At 66.5% G+C, this 17,931-nt stretch carries 14 protein-coding genes; 3 read left to right on the top strand and 11 right to left on the bottom strand.

Features of this window, described 5'->3' with window-relative positions; all coding sequences use genetic code 11:
• Positions 1-33: 33 nt before the first annotated feature.
• The 8 genes from glnL to ettA all read right to left on the bottom strand — a co-directional run bounded on the left by glnL (position 34) and on the right by ettA (position 10,204).
• The gene (glnL, locus tag CTA01S_RS10235) at positions 34-1,155 is read right to left on the bottom strand and encodes a nitrogen regulation protein NR(II) (RefSeq protein WP_157451344.1); all 1,122 of its coding nucleotides are present in this window, start codon (positions 1,153-1,155) and stop codon (positions 34-36) included.
• Positions 1,156-1,166: 11 nt separating this feature from the next.
• Positions 1,167-1,682, bottom strand: coding sequence for a hypothetical protein (locus CTA01S_RS10230; protein ID WP_019559525.1), 516 nt, complete (start codon positions 1,680-1,682; stop codon positions 1,167-1,169).
• Between the two features lie 209 nt (positions 1,683-1,891).
• Positions 1,892-3,310, bottom strand: coding sequence for a type I glutamate--ammonia ligase (glnA, locus tag CTA01S_RS10225; RefSeq protein WP_019559524.1), 1,419 nt, complete (start codon positions 3,308-3,310; stop codon positions 1,892-1,894).
• A gap of 221 nt (positions 3,311-3,531) precedes the next feature.
• On the bottom strand, positions 3,532-4,347 hold the full coding sequence (locus CTA01S_RS10220; RefSeq protein ID WP_019559523.1) for a competence/damage-inducible protein A: 816 nt from the start codon (positions 4,345-4,347) through the stop codon (positions 3,532-3,534).
• 36 nt (positions 4,348-4,383) lie between these two features.
• Positions 4,384-5,283, bottom strand: coding sequence for an EI24 domain-containing protein (locus CTA01S_RS10215; RefSeq protein WP_019559522.1), 900 nt, complete (start codon positions 5,281-5,283; stop codon positions 4,384-4,386).
• Positions 5,280-5,828, bottom strand: a complete 549-nt coding sequence (locus CTA01S_RS10210) for a DUF1415 domain-containing protein (RefSeq protein ID WP_019559521.1) — start codon at positions 5,826-5,828, stop codon at positions 5,280-5,282. The genes CTA01S_RS10215 and CTA01S_RS10210 overlap by 4 nt, the downstream gene beginning before the upstream one ends.
• Positions 5,829-5,854: 26 nt before the next feature.
• On the bottom strand, positions 5,855-8,320 hold the full coding sequence (locus tag CTA01S_RS10205; protein ID WP_198150856.1) for an ATP-binding protein: 2,466 nt from the start codon (positions 8,318-8,320) through the stop codon (positions 5,855-5,857).
• A 216-nt stretch (positions 8,321-8,536) separates the two neighbouring features.
• Positions 8,537-10,204, bottom strand: coding sequence for an energy-dependent translational throttle protein EttA (gene ettA / locus CTA01S_RS10200; protein ID WP_062195211.1), 1,668 nt, complete (start codon positions 10,202-10,204; stop codon positions 8,537-8,539).
• A 321-nt stretch (positions 10,205-10,525) separates the two neighbouring features.
• Between ettA and CTA01S_RS10195 the strand changes: the two genes are divergently transcribed.
• Complete coding sequence (locus tag CTA01S_RS10195; protein ID WP_062195208.1) at positions 10,526-11,980, top strand: DEAD/DEAH box helicase; 1,455 nt, start codon at positions 10,526-10,528, stop codon at positions 11,978-11,980.
• A gap of 79 nt (positions 11,981-12,059) precedes the next feature.
• The gene (locus tag CTA01S_RS10190) at positions 12,060-13,427 is read left to right on the top strand and encodes an MBL fold metallo-hydrolase RNA specificity domain-containing protein (protein ID WP_019559517.1); all 1,368 of its coding nucleotides are present in this window, start codon (positions 12,060-12,062) and stop codon (positions 13,425-13,427) included.
• A 28-nt stretch (positions 13,428-13,455) separates the two neighbouring features.
• Here the strand turns inward: CTA01S_RS10190 and CTA01S_RS10185 are convergent, their stop codons facing one another.
• The gene (locus CTA01S_RS10185) at positions 13,456-14,067 is read right to left on the bottom strand and encodes a LysE family translocator (RefSeq protein WP_062195203.1); all 612 of its coding nucleotides are present in this window, start codon (positions 14,065-14,067) and stop codon (positions 13,456-13,458) included.
• 368 nt (positions 14,068-14,435) lie between these two features.
• Here CTA01S_RS10185 and CTA01S_RS10180 point away from each other — a divergent pair, with 368 nt between their 5' ends.
• The gene (locus CTA01S_RS10180) at positions 14,436-15,986 is read left to right on the top strand and encodes a DEAD/DEAH box helicase (protein WP_062195200.1); all 1,551 of its coding nucleotides are present in this window, start codon (positions 14,436-14,438) and stop codon (positions 15,984-15,986) included.
• On the opposite strand, the gene CTA01S_RS10175 is transcribed toward CTA01S_RS10180, so the two are convergent.
• Complete coding sequence (locus CTA01S_RS10175) at positions 15,980-17,014, bottom strand: CaiB/BaiF CoA transferase family protein (RefSeq protein ID WP_062195197.1); 1,035 nt, start codon at positions 17,012-17,014, stop codon at positions 15,980-15,982. The genes CTA01S_RS10180 and CTA01S_RS10175 overlap by 7 nt on opposite strands.
• A complete protein-coding gene (locus CTA01S_RS10170; RefSeq protein WP_062195192.1) occupies positions 17,011-17,883 on the bottom strand; it encodes a 2OG-Fe(II) oxygenase in 873 nt (290 codons plus the stop codon). The genes CTA01S_RS10175 and CTA01S_RS10170 overlap by 4 nt, the downstream gene beginning before the upstream one ends.
• Positions 17,884-17,931 lie beyond the last annotated feature (48 nt).

Here is a 17,931-nt window from a genome sequence, read left to right as displayed (position 1 = left end):
GGTCTGTGGGCCTGAGCCCCTCCCGGATTGTGCTCAGGGCAGAGGAATCAGGATCTTGAACACCGTGTGCCCAGGCTCGCTTTCGCATTCGATCGTGCCTTGATGTTGCTGCACGAAAGTCTGCGCCAGCGTCAGCCCCAAACCCGATCCGCCTTCGCGCCCCGACACCAATGGGAAGAAGATGCGATCACGGATCGACTCGGGCACGCCCGGGCCGTTGTCCTGGACATGCAATTCCAATGCCAGACGATAGCGCTGCTTGCCAATCGTGACTTGGCGCGCGATACGGGTGCGCAAGGTGATGCAGGCATCCCCCGCGGCGATGCGCTGGCTGAGCGCCTGGGCGGCGTTGTGGGCAATGTTGAGCACCGCCTGGATGAGCTGCTCACGGTCGCCCCGGAACTCCGGGATGGAGATGTCGTAGTCGCGCCGCACGGTCAGGCCGCGCGGGAACTCCGCCAGGATCAGCGACCGCACCCGCTCGCAGACTTCATGCACGTTCACATCGCCCACGACATGGGGTTTGCGGTGCGGCGCGAGCAGGCGATCGACCAGGGCTTGCAAGCGGTCGGCCTCGTGGATGATGACCTGGGTGTATTCGGCCAAGCCCTTGGATTCGACCTCCATTTGCAGCAACTGGGCGGCCCCACGGATGCCCCCCAAGGGGTTCTTGATCTCATGAGCGAGGTTGCGAATCAGCTCCTTGGTGGCTTGAGCCTGGTCCAGCGCACGTTCCTCGCGGTCCTGCCGGGTTTGCTGCTCGATCTCCACCAATTCGACCAACACCTGATCGGGCTCGTCGGTTTGGGTGACGATCACGTGCACCGGCAGCCATTCGGTGGTCGCCGCACCCGGTGGGCGCCGCAACTGGGTCTCGAAGCGGCTGATGGAAAACTCATTGCGGGCCACGGCCGCGACGGTCTCGCGCACGATATCGGGCTCGACAAACCAGTCGAACAGCGAACCACGCAGCATGCTGCGCCGGGACAAGCCCAGCACGGTTTCGAAGGCCGCATTGACGAAGCGGCAACTGCCATCGGTGCGCACCAAGGCCACCATGGTGGCCAATTGGTCGAACGCCGCCACATGGGCCGACAGTGCCTGGGCAGCATCGGCGCCATCAGACGAGGCAACGCGGGCAGAGGACTCCGCCAAGGACCTGGACCTCAAGGCGCAGCCGGCAGCCGGGCCAACTCACGGCGGATGGAGGCGATGTCGGCCTCCTTGCGAGCGATGTCGGCCTGCAAAGCCGCCACACGATCGAGATACTTCTGATAGTTGCGCTCGTCGCCGCGACGCTCGGGCTCGCCGTTGTTGTACTCCTTGCGCAATGCAGCCAAGGCTTCCTCCTCACGGCGCAGTTCGGCCTCCAGGATGCGCCGGGCATCGCTGTCACGGGCCCGCTGCTCGTTGGGGTCGATGCGCGGGCCGGGCGAAGCCGCAGCCGAACTCGTGCCACCGCCTGAGGGCCGGGCCGCTGCGGGGGGCGGCCGGCGCGACTCCACGATGGTCACATTGCCACCTTCGACCACGCGACAGCCTTTGGCCTCGGCCTCTTTGGGCGTGAGGGCATTGGTGAAATGGTTGCCTGGGCAACGGTAGACCGTCTGCGACCAGGCTGGCGCAGCAGACGTGATGCAGGCGGCCATCACCAGCAAGCGGCAGAAGTCGATTCGTGGCATGAGGTCAGTGCGAACGGGCTGTTCTGTCGTCTGAATAGACCTGGGCTCGGCCGCCGGGTTCACGGCTCGTCTGCGGCGTCGCCAAACCTGCAGTATCGGGCATCTGCGGCATCAGGGTCCAGCCATGCCTGCCTTGGAAAGCGACAAAGGGTGGCAAATGCCACCCTTCGTCACACAAGCGGCTCCCTCACAAGAGCCGTCGGTTGGCCTTACAGGCTGTAGTACATGTCGAATTCCACCGGGTGGGTGGTCATGCGGAAGCGCGTCACTTCTTGCATCTTCAGTTCGATGTAGGCATCGATGAAGGCATCGGTGAACACCCCACCCTTGGTCAGGAAGGCACGGTCTTTGTCCAGGTACTCCAGCGCTTGGTCGAGGCTGTGGCAGACGGTCGGGATCTTCGCGTCTTCCTCGGGCGGCAGGTGGTACAGGTCCTTGGTGGCGGCTTCGCCGGGGTGGATCTTGTTTTCCACGCCGTCCAGGCCGGCCATCAGCAGCGCCGCGAAGCACAGGTACGGGTTGGCCATGGGGTCCGGGAAGCGGGCCTCGATGCGGCGCCCCTTCGGATTGGCCACGTAGGGGATGCGGATGGACGCCGAACGGTTGCGGCTGGAGTAGGCCAGCTTGACCGGCGCTTCGAAGCCCGGCACCAGACGCTTGTAGCTGTTGGTGGTCGGGTTGGTGATGGCATTGAGGGCACGGGCGTGCTTGATGATGCCGCCGATGTAGTACAGCGCGAAGTCCGACAGGCCGGCATAGCCATCGCCCGCAAACAGGTTCTTGCCGTCTTTCCACACCGACTGGTGCACGTGCATGCCCGAGCCGTTGTCACCCACGATGGGCTTGGGCATGAAGGTGGCCGTCTTGCCATAGGCATGGGCCACGTTTTGGATCACGTACTTCTGCAGCTGCAGCCAGTCGGCACGTTGCACCAGGGTGCTGAACTTGGTGCCGATCTCCATTTGGCCGGCGTTGGCCACTTCGTGGTGATGCACTTCCACCGGAACACCCAGCTGTTCCAGGATCAGGCACATCTCCGAGCGCAGGTCCTGACCGGAGTCGACCGGGGGCACCGGGAAGTAGCCGCCCTTGACGGTGGGACGGTAGCCGGTGTTGCCGTGCTCGTACTCCTTGCCGGTGTTCCAAGCCGCTTCTTCGGACTCGATCTTCACGAAGCAGCCGGACATGTCCACGTTCCAGCGAATGCTGTCGAACACGAAGAATTCGGGCTCCGGACCGAAGTAGGCCGCATCGCCAATGCCAGAGGACTTCAGATAGGCCTCGGCCCGCTTGGCCAGCGAGCGCGGATCGCGCTCATAGGGCTTGCCGTCGCCCGGCTCGATCACGTCGCAGGTCATGAAAAGCGTGGGCTCTTCGTAGAACGGATCGATGTTGGCAGTGTTGGGGTCAGGCATCAGCAGCATGTCCGAGGCCTCGATGCCTTTCCAGCCGGCGATCGAGGAACCGTCGAAGGCGTGACCCGACGTGAACTTGTCTTCGTCGAAGGCCGAGATGGGCACGGTGACGTGCTGCTCCTTGCCACGGGTATCGGTGAAGCGGAAGTCGACGAATTTGACTTCGTGGTCCTTCACCATCTTCATCACGTCGGCGACCGTCTTATTGGCCATCAAATGCTCCTAGCGGATGTGTGTGAGGGGAAAGGGGAGGCCGAAGCACGGCCCGCGCGGGCAATTTAGCAGAAAGCATGCCAAGACCGACGCATTCCGGTGCATCGTCGGCACGACAACGGGTCGCAGCCCTCTCCCTGACCGCCCCCCGCGACCTCCCTCGACCGCCACGGGGCATGGCGCCCCTCAAAGCACCACAATAGTGCAATGAGATGCACCAATCAAGGGCTGGTTGCGGCCGCGTCTCGCACCAATTCGGGGCCCAATGACACGCCCAGCGCCCGCAGGCCGGCCAGCAAGTCGGCATAGGCTGGATTCACCGCATCGGGCGGCCCTTTGACCCCGAGTTCGATGTGCCGCCCGTGCTCGGGATGGTCGACGCTGGGCAGGCTGAACACCCGCACCTGGGGATGCCGCCCTTCGATGGACTCCATCAACGGGGTGAGGGTGGCCTCCATGCTGCCGTAGACGATGACCGAGCGCTCCGATCGGGGGCGGGCATGGAAGAGATGCCGGTACCGATGGTCCAGCACCCATTCCATCATCGGCCAGGCCATGACCGGGAAGCCCGGCAAGAAATGCACATGCCCCACGGAGAAGCCGGGAATCTTGTTGTAGGGGTTGGGAATGATCGTCGCCCCCTCGGGAAAGACGCCCATGTTGAGGCGGTGGACGTTGTCGGGCCGATCGGGTTCGAAGGGCTGCCCTTGTTCGCGCGCCAGGTCGCGCATGCGCTCTTCGATGAGCGCTTTGGCCTGGGGATGCAGGGCCAGCGGCACGCCCAACGCACGCGCGGCGCATTGGCGGGTGTGGTCATCGGGCGTCGCGCCAATGCCCCCACAGCTGAACACCACATCACCGCTGGCAAAGGCGTCTTTGAGCGCGGCCTCCAGGCGCGGCGGGTCGTCACCCACGTATCGGGCCCAGCGCAGCGCCAGCCCGCGCTGCGACAGCAGCGCCAACAGCCGCGGCAGGTGCTGGTCCTGGCGCTTGCCCGAGAGGATCTCGTCGCCAACGATGATCAGTCCGAAGTCCATGAAAACCCTCGTGGATCGATGGGGGTGGCTGGGGGCTCAGTCCGGCGTCCCCGGCCCTGCGGGGGGCTCGAGCCGGCCCGCCCCAGGCACGGCCTCGGGAGGCGACACCGCGGGGGCCTCGACGGACGCAACGCAGGGATCGGCCTGGTGGCGCCGGCGCTCCAACGCCGCCAAGGCGTAGTGGATGAACCATAGCGAGGAAAACGCAAACACCAAGGTGTAAAGCCACACCGACACCACCACCAGCAGCGGCGCCAGGATGAAGGCCAAGGCGCCCAGCGCCCACAGCAAGGCCGGGGCAGCCCCAAGGTAGCCGCTGAGCAAGCCCATGCCCAGCAAGGGCCAGCGGTGTTCGCGCATGAGGGCGCGGCGCTCGGCGCGCTCGGCATGGTCGGCCAAGGCATCGAAGGCCAACACACGGTAGGTGAGCCAGCCCCAAATCAGCGGCGGCAACACCAGCGCCAGCGGTGGGATGAGCCACAGCGGCAGGCTGATCACCAAGGCGACCAGTGCCACCAGGGTGTGCCCCAGCATCCACAGGAGGGACCGCCAGAACGAGTCGCCTTGGCGACGCTGCAGCTGCGGGAAGCGTCGAGCGCCCACCAGGCGCACCAAGGCCGGCGTCATCAGGGCCGAGACGGCCATCAGCGACACCACGACGATCACCGGCACGGCCAGCGCCACCACGATCAATGGCGCCATCACCGCACGCAGGCCGGTGGCGCCCATCGATTCCAACCACAGCGTGAAGCTGTTCACCAGGGCCCAGCCTCGCAGCCAGGCATCCACCGCATCGACCGCGGCCTCCCAGTAGAACCAGCCCAGCACGAAACACAGACCGGCCGTCAGCAGCAGCGGCGCCAGTGACAACAGGATGACGCGCGGGTGCAGGCAGTAGGCCAGCGCGCGCCAGAATGCGTCCAGGATCAGGCTCATGAGTCGGTATCGTCCATCAGCCGGGCCCAGCCCTGTGGGCCCAGCCGTCGCAGCGTGGCTATGTTGGCTTCGTAAATGGCTTCCGGCGCGGGAAACGCGGCCACCGCCCGCTCGATGCTGGCTTCGCGCAGCAGGTGCAAGGTGGGATAGGGCGAGCGGTTGGTGGCATTGGCGATGTCCTCGGCCTCGGTGCCGGCAAAACGATAGTCGGGGTGGAAACTGGCCACTTGCAGCACCCCTTCGAGCCCCAGCTCGGCCACGGCGGCCTCGGCATCGTCGAGGAAATCGTTGAAGTCGAGGAAATCGGTCAACACATGCGGGTGGATCAGCAGGGTCGTGTCCACCGCCGCCGGATCGGCTTGCGCAAGCCACTGCAGTTCGGCACGCAGGTTTTGCAACAGCGCCTCGGTCGTAGTGGCCGCACTCACCACCCAGCGAATCTGGCCACGAACATGCACCGCCTTGGCAAAGGGGCACAGATTCAGCCCGATCACGGCCCGCTCCAGCCAGTGGCGGGTGCGGGCGATCACCTGCTCCTCGGTCATCGGGTCGGTCATCCTCAGTCACGGGTTCAGTAACGGGTTTCGGGGCTGTTGCCATCGTCGCCGGCGGCGTGCAGCAGCACGCGGCGGATCTCCGAACGCATCAGGCGCAGATCCAGCGGCTTGGCAATATACCCGTCCATGCCCGCCAGCAGGCAAGCCCGGCGGTCCGCATCGCTGGCATGCGCGGTGGCAGCGATGATGGGAAAGGGTGGCAAGCGGCCTTCGGCCTGCGCCCGGCGCAGGCGGCGGGTGGTCTCCAGCCCGTCCAGCCCAGGCATTTGCACGTCCATCAACACGGCATCGGGGGGGTGGCGCTCGCAGTGCTCCAGTGCTTCTTGCCCGCCAGACACCACCTCGACCTCGAAGCCCAACAGCCGCAGCATCTCGGCGGCCAGCACTTGGTTGACGGCATTGTCCTCGACCACGAGAAAGCGCGCGCCGCGCCAACGCGCCAGCGGCAAGGGGGTGGACGGCGCCGCCGCAGGCGCCAACGTGGCCGCTGCTGGATGGTTGCGCGTGAGCTGGCGCAAGTCGGCCGGGCTCAGCGGGGCGATGTAGACCTTCACGCCCAACGCCTGTCCACGCTCGGGCTCCAAGCTGCCGATGTCCTGGCTGCCGTGGGGCGGCACCAGCACCACGATCTCGGTGTCGCGCAGGCGCGCACGCAAGTCCACCAAGGCCGTCTCGCACAGGGGCTCGCGCGCTTCGTGCACCACGATCACCAACTCAGGCGCCACGACGGGGTCGGATGGCGCAAGCGCCTGCGCCAGGTCGTCCAGCCATCGGACCTGCCAGCCCAAACGGCCCAAACGATCGCCCAACGGATCGTCCGGCGCACAGCCGATCACCCAGGCCCTGGCGCCCGCGGCCGTGGGTTCGTCGATCGGCTCGGCCGCATCGGCCGGCACGGCTTTCAATGGCAGCCATACCTCGAAGGTCGAGCCCACCCCCAACTGGCTGCGTGCCTGGACACGCCCGCCCATCAGCTCGCACAGGCTGCGCACGATGGACAGCCCCAACCCCGTGCCCCCGACCGTGCGCGACACCGAGGCATCGGCTTGCTCGAAGGGATGGAACACGCGTTCCAGGGTGGCCTCGTCCATGCCCATGCCGGTGTCGGTCACCTCCAGACGCAGGCTGCACGAGGCCCCCGGCGAGCCTTCCACCTCGACCACGAAGCGCACCTGCCCGGCAACCGTGAACTTCAGGGCGTTGGACAGCAGATTGGTGGCGATTTGCCGCACCCGCACCGGATCGCCAAGCAAACGCAACGCCGGCCCGCGGCAGTCGAAATGCAACGCCAAGCCCTTGTCATGCGCCTGTGGCCACATCGAGCGCAGCGTCACGGCCATCAGCTCGCCAGGGTCGAACTCCACCTCGTCGAGGCTGAGTTTGCCGGCTTCGATCTTGGCAAAGTCGAGGATGTCATCGATGATGGCCCGCAGGCTGGTGCCCGAGGAACGAGCCAGTTCCAGGTAGCGCCGCTGAGTCTCGGTGGTGGCCACCCGCAAGGCCAGTTCGGTCATCCCCAGCATCCCGTTGAGCGGGGTGCGGATCTCGTGGCTCATGTTGGCCAGGAAGATCGATTTGGCGCGGTTGGCCCGTTCGGCTTCCGCGCGTGCGGCTTCCAGTCGAGCCGTCCTTTCGCGCACCACGGCCTCGAGCTGGCCGCGGTGCCGGCGCAAGGCTTCCACGGCCTCCATTTCGTCGGTCACGTCGGTCACGGCACCGGCCAGGATCGCGGGCTTGCCGGTCTCGTCAGGCCAGGCCCGGGCTCGGCAACGCAGCCAGCGCCAACTGCCGTTGCGATGCAGCACCCGCACGCTGTAGTGCCATTGCCCGCCTTCGCGCAACGCGCGCTCGTAAGGCACGGTGAAGGCCTCCATGTCGTCGGGATGGATGCGCGCGTTCATCACGTTGCGGTCATTGGGCAGCTCGTGATCGGCAAAGCCCATGATCTCTTTGTAGCGCGGGGAGTACCAACTCTGGTTGGTGCGCAGATCGCGCTCCCAGATGCCGTCTTGGGTGCTCTCCATCACCCGGCGATAGCGCGCGGCGATGGCGCGCTGATCGTGCTCGGCCAACTTCAAATCGGTGATGTCCGAGGCCACGGCGAGGTAGCCCAGGAAGCGCCCGCCCTCGTCCAAGGGCGTGGCCTCCACCCGCTGCCACCACGCCCGCCCGTCGGGCAAACGCCATTCGACCTCGGCCGTGAAGGCTTCATGGGCGGCCAGCGCCGACTGCACTTGCGGCGAGGGCTCGGCATGGCCATGCGAGGTGAGCCACTCAGCCCAAGGGCGCCCACGCAGCTGCTCGATCGCCGGCGACGCCGCCCAGGCGTCGTTGAACCACACCACCTGGCCGCTGGCGTCGGCCACCAAGGCCAGGCAGCGGCTGCGCTGCAAAGCGGCCACCAGCAGCTGCGGCGGCAGTCCTGCGACCGCTGCTGGAGACGGCCGCTGGGGCTCAGACGGCTGGCGAAACTCTGTCACGGCTTTGGGACATGCGGGCACGGGCCCGCACGGGAAATGCTCATGTCCAAACATGCTTGTAGCACCGTCTGGCGCTGCGTGGCGCCCCGCGTTTGAGTTGCGCGACACCCCGAACGGGGTCGCCGAGCCATCGGTGCGAAGCGAAGATCGCGCCACGCAGTGTTCAGGCGGCCAGGCGACCACGCCAGCCCGCAGCCGCTGCCACCGCGCGGCGGCTCAGCGGGTGATGGGCTTGTAGCGCAGGCGGTGCGGGCGAGCCCCTTCCTCCCCCAGACGCCGTTTCTTGTCTTCCTCGTATTCCCGGTAGTTGCCGGTGTAGAAGTACCACTGGGAGTCGCCTTCGGCCGCCAGGATGTGGGTGCAAATGCGATCGAGGAACCAGCGGTCGTGGCTGATCACGAGCGCCGAGCCGGCGAACTCCAACAGGGCCTCTTCGAGCGCGCGCAGGGTTTCGACATCCAGGTCGTTGGAGGGCTCGTCCAGCAGCAACACGTTGCCGCCTTTGGCCAGCGTCTTGGCCAAGTGCAAGCGGCCGCGTTCACCGCCGGAGAGGTTCTTCACCAGCTTTTGCTGGTCGTTGCCCTTGAAGTTGAAGCGGCCGAGGTAGGCGCGCGAGGGCATCACGAACTTGCCCACCACGATGTTGTCCAGCCCGCCGGAGACGTCCTCCCAGACGGTCTTGTCGCCGTCCAGGGTCTCACGGCTTTGGTCCACGTAGGCCATCTTGACGGTCTGACCGATGAGCACCTCGCCGGAGTCGGGCTTCTCCGTGCCTTGGATCATGCGAAACAGCGTGGACTTGCCCGCGCCGTTGGGGCCGATGATGCCCACGATGGCCCCCGGCGGCACCTTGAAGCTGAGGTTGTCGATCAGCAGTCGGTCGCCGAAGCTCTTGGAGACATTCTTGAACTCGATCACCTCATTGCCCAGGCGCTCGGCCACCGGGATGAAGATCTCGTTGGTCTCGTTGCGCTTTTGGTATTCGACGTCGCTGAGCTCCTCGAAGCGGGCCAGACGCGCCTTGCTCTTGGCCTGCCGGCCCTTGGCATTGGAGCGCACCCACTTGAGCTCCTCTTTCATCGCTTTGATGCGAGCGTCTTCCTGTTTCTGTTCGATCTCCAGGCGACGTTCTTTTTGTTCCAACCACTCGGAGTAGTTGCCTTTGTAGGGAATCCCCATGCCTCGGTCGAGTTCGAGGATCCACTCGGCCGCGTTGTCGAGGAAGTAGCGGTCGTGGGTGATGGCCACCACGGTGCCAGGAAAGCGCTGGAGGAACTGCTCCAGCCATTCCACCGATTCGGCATCGAGGTGGTTGGTGGGCTCGTCCAGCAGCAGCATGTCGGGCTGGCTCAGCAGCAAGCGGCACAGCGCCACGCGGCGCTTCTCGCCGCCGGACAAGGTGCTGATTTGGGCATCCCAGGGCGGCAGGCGCAGCGCATCGGCCGCCAGCTCGAGCTGCAGATCGGTGTTTTCTGCGCCGGCTGCGGCGATGATGGCTTCGAGTTCGGCCTGCTCGGCCGCGAGCTTGTCGAAATCGGCATCCGGCTCGGCATAGGCGGCATAGACCTCCTCCAGCCGCTTCTTGGCCGCCAGCACGCCGCCGATGCCTTCCTCGACCGCCTGCCGCACGGTGTGCTGCGGGTTGAGCTCGGGCTCTTGAGGCAAGTAGCCGATCTTGATGCCCGGCATGGGCACGGCTTCACCTTCGATGTCCTTGTCCAGGCCGGCCATGATCTTCAGCAACGTGGACTTGCCCGAACCATTCAGGCCAAGCACACCGATCTTGGCGCCCGGAAAAAAGGACAGGGAAATGTCCTTCAGGATCTGCCGCTTCGGAGGCACGATTTTCCCGACGCGGTTCATCGTAAAGACGTATTGGGCCATGGTCTGTCCTGAGGCTGTGGATGCGAAAAAAGCAAAGCGCGGAGCAGCCGCGCAACTGCGCTATTGTCGCCGCAACTGGTGCGGCCGGCGGCAGCACCGGTGAGAAGCCCATCGACCCGAGGTCATGGGCGGCGCCTCGACCCGCGCCCCCAGGCGCCCGTGCGGGACGCTTGCCGCTACAATGCGGCGCTGCAACGTCGATTCCAGTCCAGGCGTTGCGGTCGCTTCCGACGTTTTCTTTCCATCTGCCTTGCCGACTGGCGCCCTCCTCCAGAGTGGTGACAGGCCGATCCCCGCTCCCCCGAGGGAGCCTCACTTCACATGCGATTCGACGATCTCGGCCTGGCCGAGCCTCTTGTGCGTGCCGTGCGCGAGCAGGGCTATGTTCACCCCACGCCGATCCAGCAACAAGCCATTCCTGCCATCCTGGCCGGCGGCGACTTGCTGGCCGGCGCCCAAACCGGCACCGGCAAAACCGCCGGCTTCACATTGCCGCTGCTGCACAAACTCTCTCAAGGCCCTGCCCCGCTTGACGACAAGGGCCGCCGGGCCATCCGTGCACTCATCCTCACGCCCACCCGCGAACTGGCAGCCCAGGTGGAAGAAAGCGTGCGCACCTATGGCAAGTACCTCAGCGTCAAGAGCATGGTGATGTTCGGCGGCGTGGGCATGCAACCGCAAATCGATGCGCTCAAGCGCGGCGTGGACATCCTCGTGGCCACCCCGGGCCGCCTGCTCGACCACCACCAACAAGGCACGCTCGATCTGAGCCGGGTCGAGTATTTCGTGCTGGACGAAGCCGACCGCATGCTCGACATGGGCTTCATCCACGACATCAAGAAGGTGCTGGCCATCGTGCCGAAGCACAAGCAGAGTCTGCTCTTCTCGGCCACCTTTTCCGACGAGATCAAGGCCCTGGCCGAGCGGCTGCTCAACCAGCCCCAGGTGATCGAAGTGGCGCGGCGCAACACCACGGCCGAGACCATCGCACAGAAGGTCCATCCGGTCGATCGCGACAAGAAAAAGGAGCTGCTGGCCCACCTCATGCAGCAGAACGATTGGCATCAGGTGCTGGTCTTCACCCGCATGAAGCACGGGGCCAACCGGCTGGTCGAGTTTCTGGTGAAGGAAGGCATCACCGCCATGGCCATCCACGGCAACAAGAGCCAGGGCGCGCGCACCAAGGCGCTGACCGAGTTCAAGCGCGGCGAGCTGCGAGTGCTGGTGGCCACCGACATCGCCGCACGCGGCATCGACATCGACCAGCTGCCCCATGTGGTGAACTACGAGTTGCCCAACGTCCCTGAAGACTACGTACACCGCATCGGGCGTACCGGCCGTGCCGGCGCGCAGGGCGAGGCGATCTCCCTGGTGTGTGTCGACGAGGAAGGCTTTCTGCGTGACATCGAAAGGCTCATCAAGCGCCCCATCCCGCGCGAGCTGGTGCCGGGCTTCGAACCCGACCCCAACGCCCGGCCCCAGCCGATCAAACTCGGCCGCATGACTTTGCACGGGGGTCTGGGCGCCGGCCGTCGAGACCGTAGCCGCAGCGAAGGCCCGGCCCGATCGGACGCGACCCGCCCCCCGCACCATGAGGCGCGAGCCCGACCGGCCAGCGGCCCGCTGCGGGCCCAGGCGGCGCGCCCAAGCCCCCATGGGGCTGCCGCCGTGAAACCAGCCGCAGCGCTGCCATCGGGCTCGCCCCAAGCCGCCGCCGGTCAAGGCCGCCGCCCGACTCAGTCAGCAGCCCTCCTGAGTGGCAAGCCGCGCCGCTGAGGGCCGAGCCCAGGCTTGACGCAGGTCAAGCCCGAAGTGTGCCGAGAGCCGCTAGCATGCCCTCACCAAGGGGGTCTGCATGCACATCCACTTCCTCGGCGCCGCCGACACGGTCACCGGCTCCAAGCACCTCGTCGATACCGGCTCACACCGCATCTTGCTGGATTGCGGCCTGTTCCAGGGCTACAAGAACCTGCGTGAGCGCAACTGGTCGCCGCTGCCAGTGCCGGCAAGCCACATCGACACGGTGGTGCTCAGCCATGCGCATTTGGACCACAGCGGCTATTTGCCGGCCCTGGTCAAGCAGGGTTTTCGTGGCCGCGTGTTCGCCACGCCGGCCACCTGCGATCTGGCCGAGGTGCTGCTGCTGGACAGCGCCCATTTGCAAGAAGAAGACGCACGTCGCGCCAATCTCCACGGCGACTCGAAACACCGCCCGGCCCAGCCCCTGTACACCGTGGACGACGCGCGCCGCGCCGTCAGCCGGCTTCATCCCCTGCCCTTCGGGCAAGAGGTCGAGCTGCATCCGGGGGTGACGGTGCAATTCACCCCCGCCGGCCACTTGTTGGGGGCTGCAGCCGTCACGCTGCGGTGTCGGGGCCGCAGCCTGGTCTACTCTGGTGACTTGGGACGCGACGATGACCTGCTGATGCCCCCGCCGCAGCCCGTGCACGAAGCCGACGTGCTGCTGATCGAATCCACTTACGGCAACCGGCTGCATCCTGCAGGGGATGTCCTCGAAGTCTTGGGCGAAGCGATCCGCGGCGCCTTGCGGCGCGGCGGATCGGTCTTGATGCCCACCTTCGCCGTGGGGCGCGCGCAGGCGCTGCTGCTGGCCTTGCACCGCCTCAAGCGTGCCGGACGAATCCCGGCGCAAGTGCCCGTCTTCCTCGACAGCCCCATGGCCGCCGAAGCCACGCAGCTGTACGAACGCCACAAAGCCTTGCTGCGCGTGCCGCCGGAGGACATCGCACACATGTGCGAAGGCGTGACGCTGGTGACCAGCCCCCAGGATTCCGAAGCCCTCACGCAGTTGCACTATCCGCGCATCGTGCTGTCGGCCAGCGGCATGGCCACCGGCGGGCGCGTGTTGCACCATCTCAAAGTGATGGCGCCGCACCCGCAGCACCTCATCGTCTTCCCTGGCTTCCAGGTCGGTGGCAGCCGCGGCGCGAAGATGATCGCTGGCGCCACCGAAGTCAAGATCCACGGTGCATACGTGCCCATCAAGGCCGAGGTGCGCCACATCGAAGGCTTTTCAGGGCATGCCGATGCGCAAGGACTGATGCACTGGCTGCGCCAGTTGCGCACACCGCCGGCGCACACGTATGTCGTGCACGGCGAGCCCGAGGCCGCCGATGCCTTGCGCACCCGCATCCAGGACGATCTTGGTTGGCGTGTGAGCGTGCCCGACCACCAGGCTTGCGTCGCCTGGGGTGGAAGCTGACCGCGTCGCGCCGGTGGGGCCGTGGTGCTCAGGACCGCAAGGGCAAAGCCGCGCCGATGGCCATGAACAGGCCGCCGCAGGCCTGATTGAAGGCCCGCCCCACACGCGCCAGCCAACGGCTGATACGTTGGGCCACGCTGGCGATGAACACCTCGGTGACGAACTCGATGGCCGCAAAAGTACCCGCCATCACCACGAACTGCATCAACAAGCTGCGCTGCGGGTCGATGAATTGCGGCAGGAAAGCCGCAAAAAACAGAATGCCCTTGGGATTGGTCAGGGCCGACAGGGCTCCTTGCCGAAACAGCGAGGCATTGCTGCGCTGCTCGGCACGCACCGGCGTTGACAGGCCGATCGGCGGCGCACGCCAGACTTGCACACCCAACCACACCAAATAAGCGCCCCCCACCCACTTGAGCACGGTCAGCCACACGACCGAGGTTTGCAGCAGCGCGCCGATGCCAAACAGCGACAGCGCAATGATCACCACGAAACCGAGCGACCCACCGGCGACGGTGTACAGCGTGCGGCGCCGGCCGTACAGCGCCCCATGGGTGAGGGCCAGCAGCCCGTTGGGGCCCGGTGACAATGACAGCCCCAGCGCTGCCAGGGTATAGAGGAGCCAGACGTGGAAATCCATGACCGTGCCTTGCGTCGTTCAAACTGCAGGATACGACAGCTTGCGGGGCCCGCGAGCGCTGGGGCGCCACTTCGGGCATAATGGGTCTTGTGCGTTGCAGCAATGCAGCGCGTCGTTCATCCCCTCTGACCTTTTCAGGCAGGGCGCCTGCGCAGCGCCCCGGGCGGCATGCCCGGTGTCTTGAGTCCCGGTTGGCGGCGATGCCGTCGCAATCCACCGACTCGAGGCCCGTGACCTGCGTATGCCATGCAGGTGCCGCCCCTGACCTGCGACATGTCTCCTTGACGCTTGGCGTCGGTGCCAGCGTCTTGCCTGTCTGGCCGTGGCTTGGCGCCATGGCGGCAGGCTGTGCCTTGAAAAGAACCGTCATGACTTTCTCCTCCCTGGGCCTGAGCCCCGCCCTGCAACGAGCGCTCGACGACGCTGGCTATGCCCAGCCCACCGACGTGCAAAGCCGCGCCATTCCGGCCGCGCTCGAAGGCCACGACTTGCTGGTGTCGTCCTCGACGGGCAGCGGCAAGACCGCCGCTTTCGTGCTGCCCGCGCTGGAAGGCATCCTGGCCGCGCGCGGCCACCACACGACACGGCGTGACCAGGGCAAGGCTCGCGGCCCGCGCGTGGTCGTGCTGGCCCCCACCCGCGAGCTGGCCCTGCAAGTCGCCAAGGCCTGCACGAGCTACGGCCGCCATGTGCAGGGTCTGCGTGTGGCCACCGTCGTGGGCGGCGTGCCCTATGCCGCTCAGCTCAAGGCCTTGCGCGGCCCGCTGGACGTGCTGATCGCCACCCCGGGCCGCTTGCTCGACCACCTGGGCAGCGGCGCGGCCGTGCTCGACCATGTGCAAATGCTGGTGCTGGACGAAGCCGACCGCATGCTGGACATGGGCTTCATCGACGACATTCGCGCCATCGCCCACACCTTGCCCGTCCAGCGCCAGACCCTGATGTTCAGCGCCACCTTCGCCGGCCATGTGGGCGGCCTGGCGCAGCAGCTCACACGCGAGCCGCGGCGCATCGATGTGGCCTCGCACACCGACACGCACGCGCACATCGAGCAACGCCTGCACTGGGCCGACAGCCTCAGCCACAAAAACGCCCTGCTCGACCACATTCTGGCCACGCGCGAACTGGACCAGGCCGTGGTGTTCACCAGCACGCAGCGCGATGCCGATCTGCTGGCCGACCGCCTGGGCGAGATGGGCCATGCCGTGGCCGCGCTGCACGGGGGCATGCCGCAGGGCCGCCGCAATCGCGTGCTGCAAGGCTTGCGTCAGCGTCGGCTGCGTGTGCTGGTGGCCACCGACGTGGCCGCGCGCGGCATCGACGTGCCCACCATCACCCACGTGATCAACTACGGCTTGCCGATGAAGGCCGAAGACTACGTGCATCGCATCGGCCGCACGGGCCGTGCCGGCCGCAACGGCCTGGCCATCACCCTGGCCGAGCGCCGCGACGCCGGCATGATCCGCCGCATCGAGCGCTTCACCACTCAGCGCATCGAGGCAGCCACCATCGCCGGACTGGAACCTCAAGCCGCGCCGCCCGTGGAGCGCAAAAAGCCCGAAGGCTGGAGGCCCGGCATGGGCAAGGCCGGCTTCAAGCCACGAGCTCACCGCCGCCGTGAGGATGCCCCGTGGGAGGCGCCGCAGCGCGAGCCTGGCGCCTCCACGGCCCGCCCCGGTCGCGACGATGGCCGCCCAAGTCACCTGGTCGAACCGCGCAGCCACAGCCCAGGTCGTGGCAGCATGGCCAACACCGCCTCCTTGGGCGACCGCAAGCCGCGGGGGCCAGCCCGTGGTTCGGGTGACGAGCAGCCCTGGGGCCAGAAAAAGGCCTGGGCCGGCCGGCCCGCCTCCGGTGGCAAGCCCTTCGGGATCAAGCCACGGGCGGGCAAACCCTTCGGCAAGCGCCGCGATTACTGAGACTGCATGAACAAGGGATGACGCATGGCCTCGTCCATGCGCAGCACCGGGCTCACGCAGCAGTCGGCGGCCTCGAAGGCGGCCGTCCACTGCGCTTGGCTGCGCGTGGCAAACACGGCCGCCACGGCTTCGCGCAGGGCCATCGCGTCCTCACCGCCGATCTCTTGGCCCAGCGACCAGTGGCGATCCCCCCACTCCGGATGCCCGAGCACCTCGCAGGTCTTGCGCCAGAACTTCAGCTCCAAAGCCCCCACGGCCATCCAGCGGTCGTCGCTGGTGCGATAGACGTTGTAGCACGGCACGCCGCCGGTGAGCAGGTCGCGCCCGGGCAAGGGCGTGCGGCCCGTGGCACTCACCGCCAAGCGCGCCAACAGGTTGTGTTCGAACACGGCATGGGTCATCGAGACGTCCACATGACGGCCTCGGCCATTGCGTTGAGCCGCCAGCAGCGCGGCCAGGATGCCCGACACCGCCGCCTGCGTGCCGCCCAGGAGATCGCCGATCTGAAAATTCGGAATGGCCAACTGGCCCTCACTCGTGGCGATCTGATCCAGCACCCCGGCATAGCCGATGTAGTTGAGGTCGTGCCCCGCCTTGCGCGCAAACGGGCCTGTTTGGCCATACCCGCTGATAGAGGCCATCACCAAGCGCGGGTTGACGTCCCGCAGCACCGACCAGCCCACGCCGAGCTTGTCCATCACGCCCGGACGAAATCCTTCCACCAGCACATCGGCCTGGCGCACCAGGTCCAGCAGCTCGGAGCGGCCCGCCGGCTGGGTCAGGTCGATGCGATGCAGGCGCTTGCCTTCATGGAGCCAACGGAAGAAGAGGCTGGGCCGCCCCTGGGCCACGTCCTCGACCGAGCGCAACATCCAACGGGCCTCGTCGCCCGTCCCAGGGGCCTCGATCTTGAGGACGTCGGCCCCCAGGCGGCGCAGGTGCAAGGTGGCGAACGGCCCGGGCAGCAAGCGGGTCAGATCGATCACCCGGACGCCGGCCAAGGGCAGGTCGTCGTCACTGGCGCTCACTCGAAACGCCCCTCACGCAACCACTTGGTGGCCACCCATTTTTCGCCAGCCAGCACCGGCGCGCCGCCATGCAGGGTTTGGGTGGACGGATGCGGCAGCGCGTAGCTGAAGAACACCGCGCTCCCCTTGACCGGGTTCACCGAAAGCTTCACGTCGGGAAACGTCGTGGCGCCGCCGCCCAAAGGGGTGTTGAGGTACATCACCAGCGTGCCCACGCGCTGGCCGCCACGCTTGAGGATGGTGGGCGTGCCGGGTTGGGCTGGGTCGAAATAGTCATAGTGGGGCTTGTACTCGGCTCCGGGCCGATAGCGCAACACCTGCAGCCCTTCACCATTTTCGACCGGCCAATTCAGCAGCCGTGCGATGCGCTGCTCGATGCGATCGCACAAGGGGAACTCGCCGCGCTGAAAGAACATGCCATCGCTGGTGCGCGCCGGGTTGACTTCACTGGTGCCGGTGTCGGTTTTCACCGTCAGCGAACGCTCCAAGCGGGGCGTCGCCAGGGCAATGAGCTCGTCACACTCTTGCGCGCTGAGCAAGTTGGCAAACACGACCACCCTCGGCGACTCCATGCGCATGACCACCTGAACCTGGGCGTCGCCAAGGTCGATCACGGTAGGATCGCCTTGCAGCGATGGCTCGGGCACCGGCTTGTCATACAGCGCCGCGGTGCCGCGCTCGTAGACGGCTTGCGGATCGATACCCCGCTCGCGCAGAAAAGTTTCCAGCGTTTGCTCCAGCGCCTGCAAGGCCACGTCCTCCTGCCAGCCACTGGCCATCATCGACTGAAGCACCGCCTCGGGCCCATGGCCGGCAGCCACCTGCTGCGTGATCCACTGGCGAAGTTCGGCTGTGATGGTTTGACTCATGGTGTCCCCTGACACCCGTGCCCGAATCTGCGGCCCGGGTGCGTACTC

The organism is Caldimonas taiwanensis NBRC 104434 (assembly GCF_001592165.1).
GTDB lineage: Bacteria > Pseudomonadota > Gammaproteobacteria > Burkholderiales > Burkholderiaceae_C > Caldimonas > Caldimonas manganoxidans.
This window is presented reverse-complemented; position numbering and strand designations above follow the sequence as displayed.

What these genes read in the sequence shown, in the direction of transcription:
- ettA (WP_062195211.1), bottom strand. Translation starts at nt 10,204, where the DNA reads ATGGCCCAATACGTCTTTACGATGAACCGCGTCGGGAAAATCGTGCCT.
- CTA01S_RS10220 (WP_019559523.1), bottom strand. Translation starts at nt 4,347, where the DNA reads ATGGACTTCGGACTGATCATCGTTGGCGACGAGATCCTCTCGGGCAAG.
- CTA01S_RS10215 (WP_019559522.1), bottom strand. Translation starts at nt 5,283, where the DNA reads ATGAGCCTGATCCTGGACGCATTCTGGCGCGCGCTGGCCTACTGCCTG.
- CTA01S_RS10180 (WP_062195200.1), top strand. Translation starts at nt 14,436, where the DNA reads ATGACTTTCTCCTCCCTGGGCCTGAGCCCCGCCCTGCAACGAGCGCTC.
- CTA01S_RS10195 (WP_062195208.1), top strand. Translation starts at nt 10,526, where the DNA reads ATGCGATTCGACGATCTCGGCCTGGCCGAGCCTCTTGTGCGTGCCGTG.
- CTA01S_RS10185 (WP_062195203.1), bottom strand. Translation starts at nt 14,067, where the DNA reads ATGGATTTCCACGTCTGGCTCCTCTATACCCTGGCAGCGCTGGGGCTG.
- CTA01S_RS10170 (WP_062195192.1), bottom strand. Translation starts at nt 17,883, where the DNA reads ATGAGTCAAACCATCACAGCCGAACTTCGCCAGTGGATCACGCAGCAG.
- CTA01S_RS10190 (WP_019559517.1), top strand. Translation starts at nt 12,060, where the DNA reads ATGCACATCCACTTCCTCGGCGCCGCCGACACGGTCACCGGCTCCAAG.
- CTA01S_RS10210 (WP_019559521.1), bottom strand. Translation starts at nt 5,828, where the DNA reads ATGACCGAGGAGCAGGTGATCGCCCGCACCCGCCACTGGCTGGAGCGG.
- glnA (WP_019559524.1), bottom strand. Translation starts at nt 3,310, where the DNA reads ATGGCCAATAAGACGGTCGCCGACGTGATGAAGATGGTGAAGGACCAC.
- CTA01S_RS10230 (WP_019559525.1), bottom strand. Translation starts at nt 1,682, where the DNA reads ATGCCACGAATCGACTTCTGCCGCTTGCTGGTGATGGCCGCCTGCATC.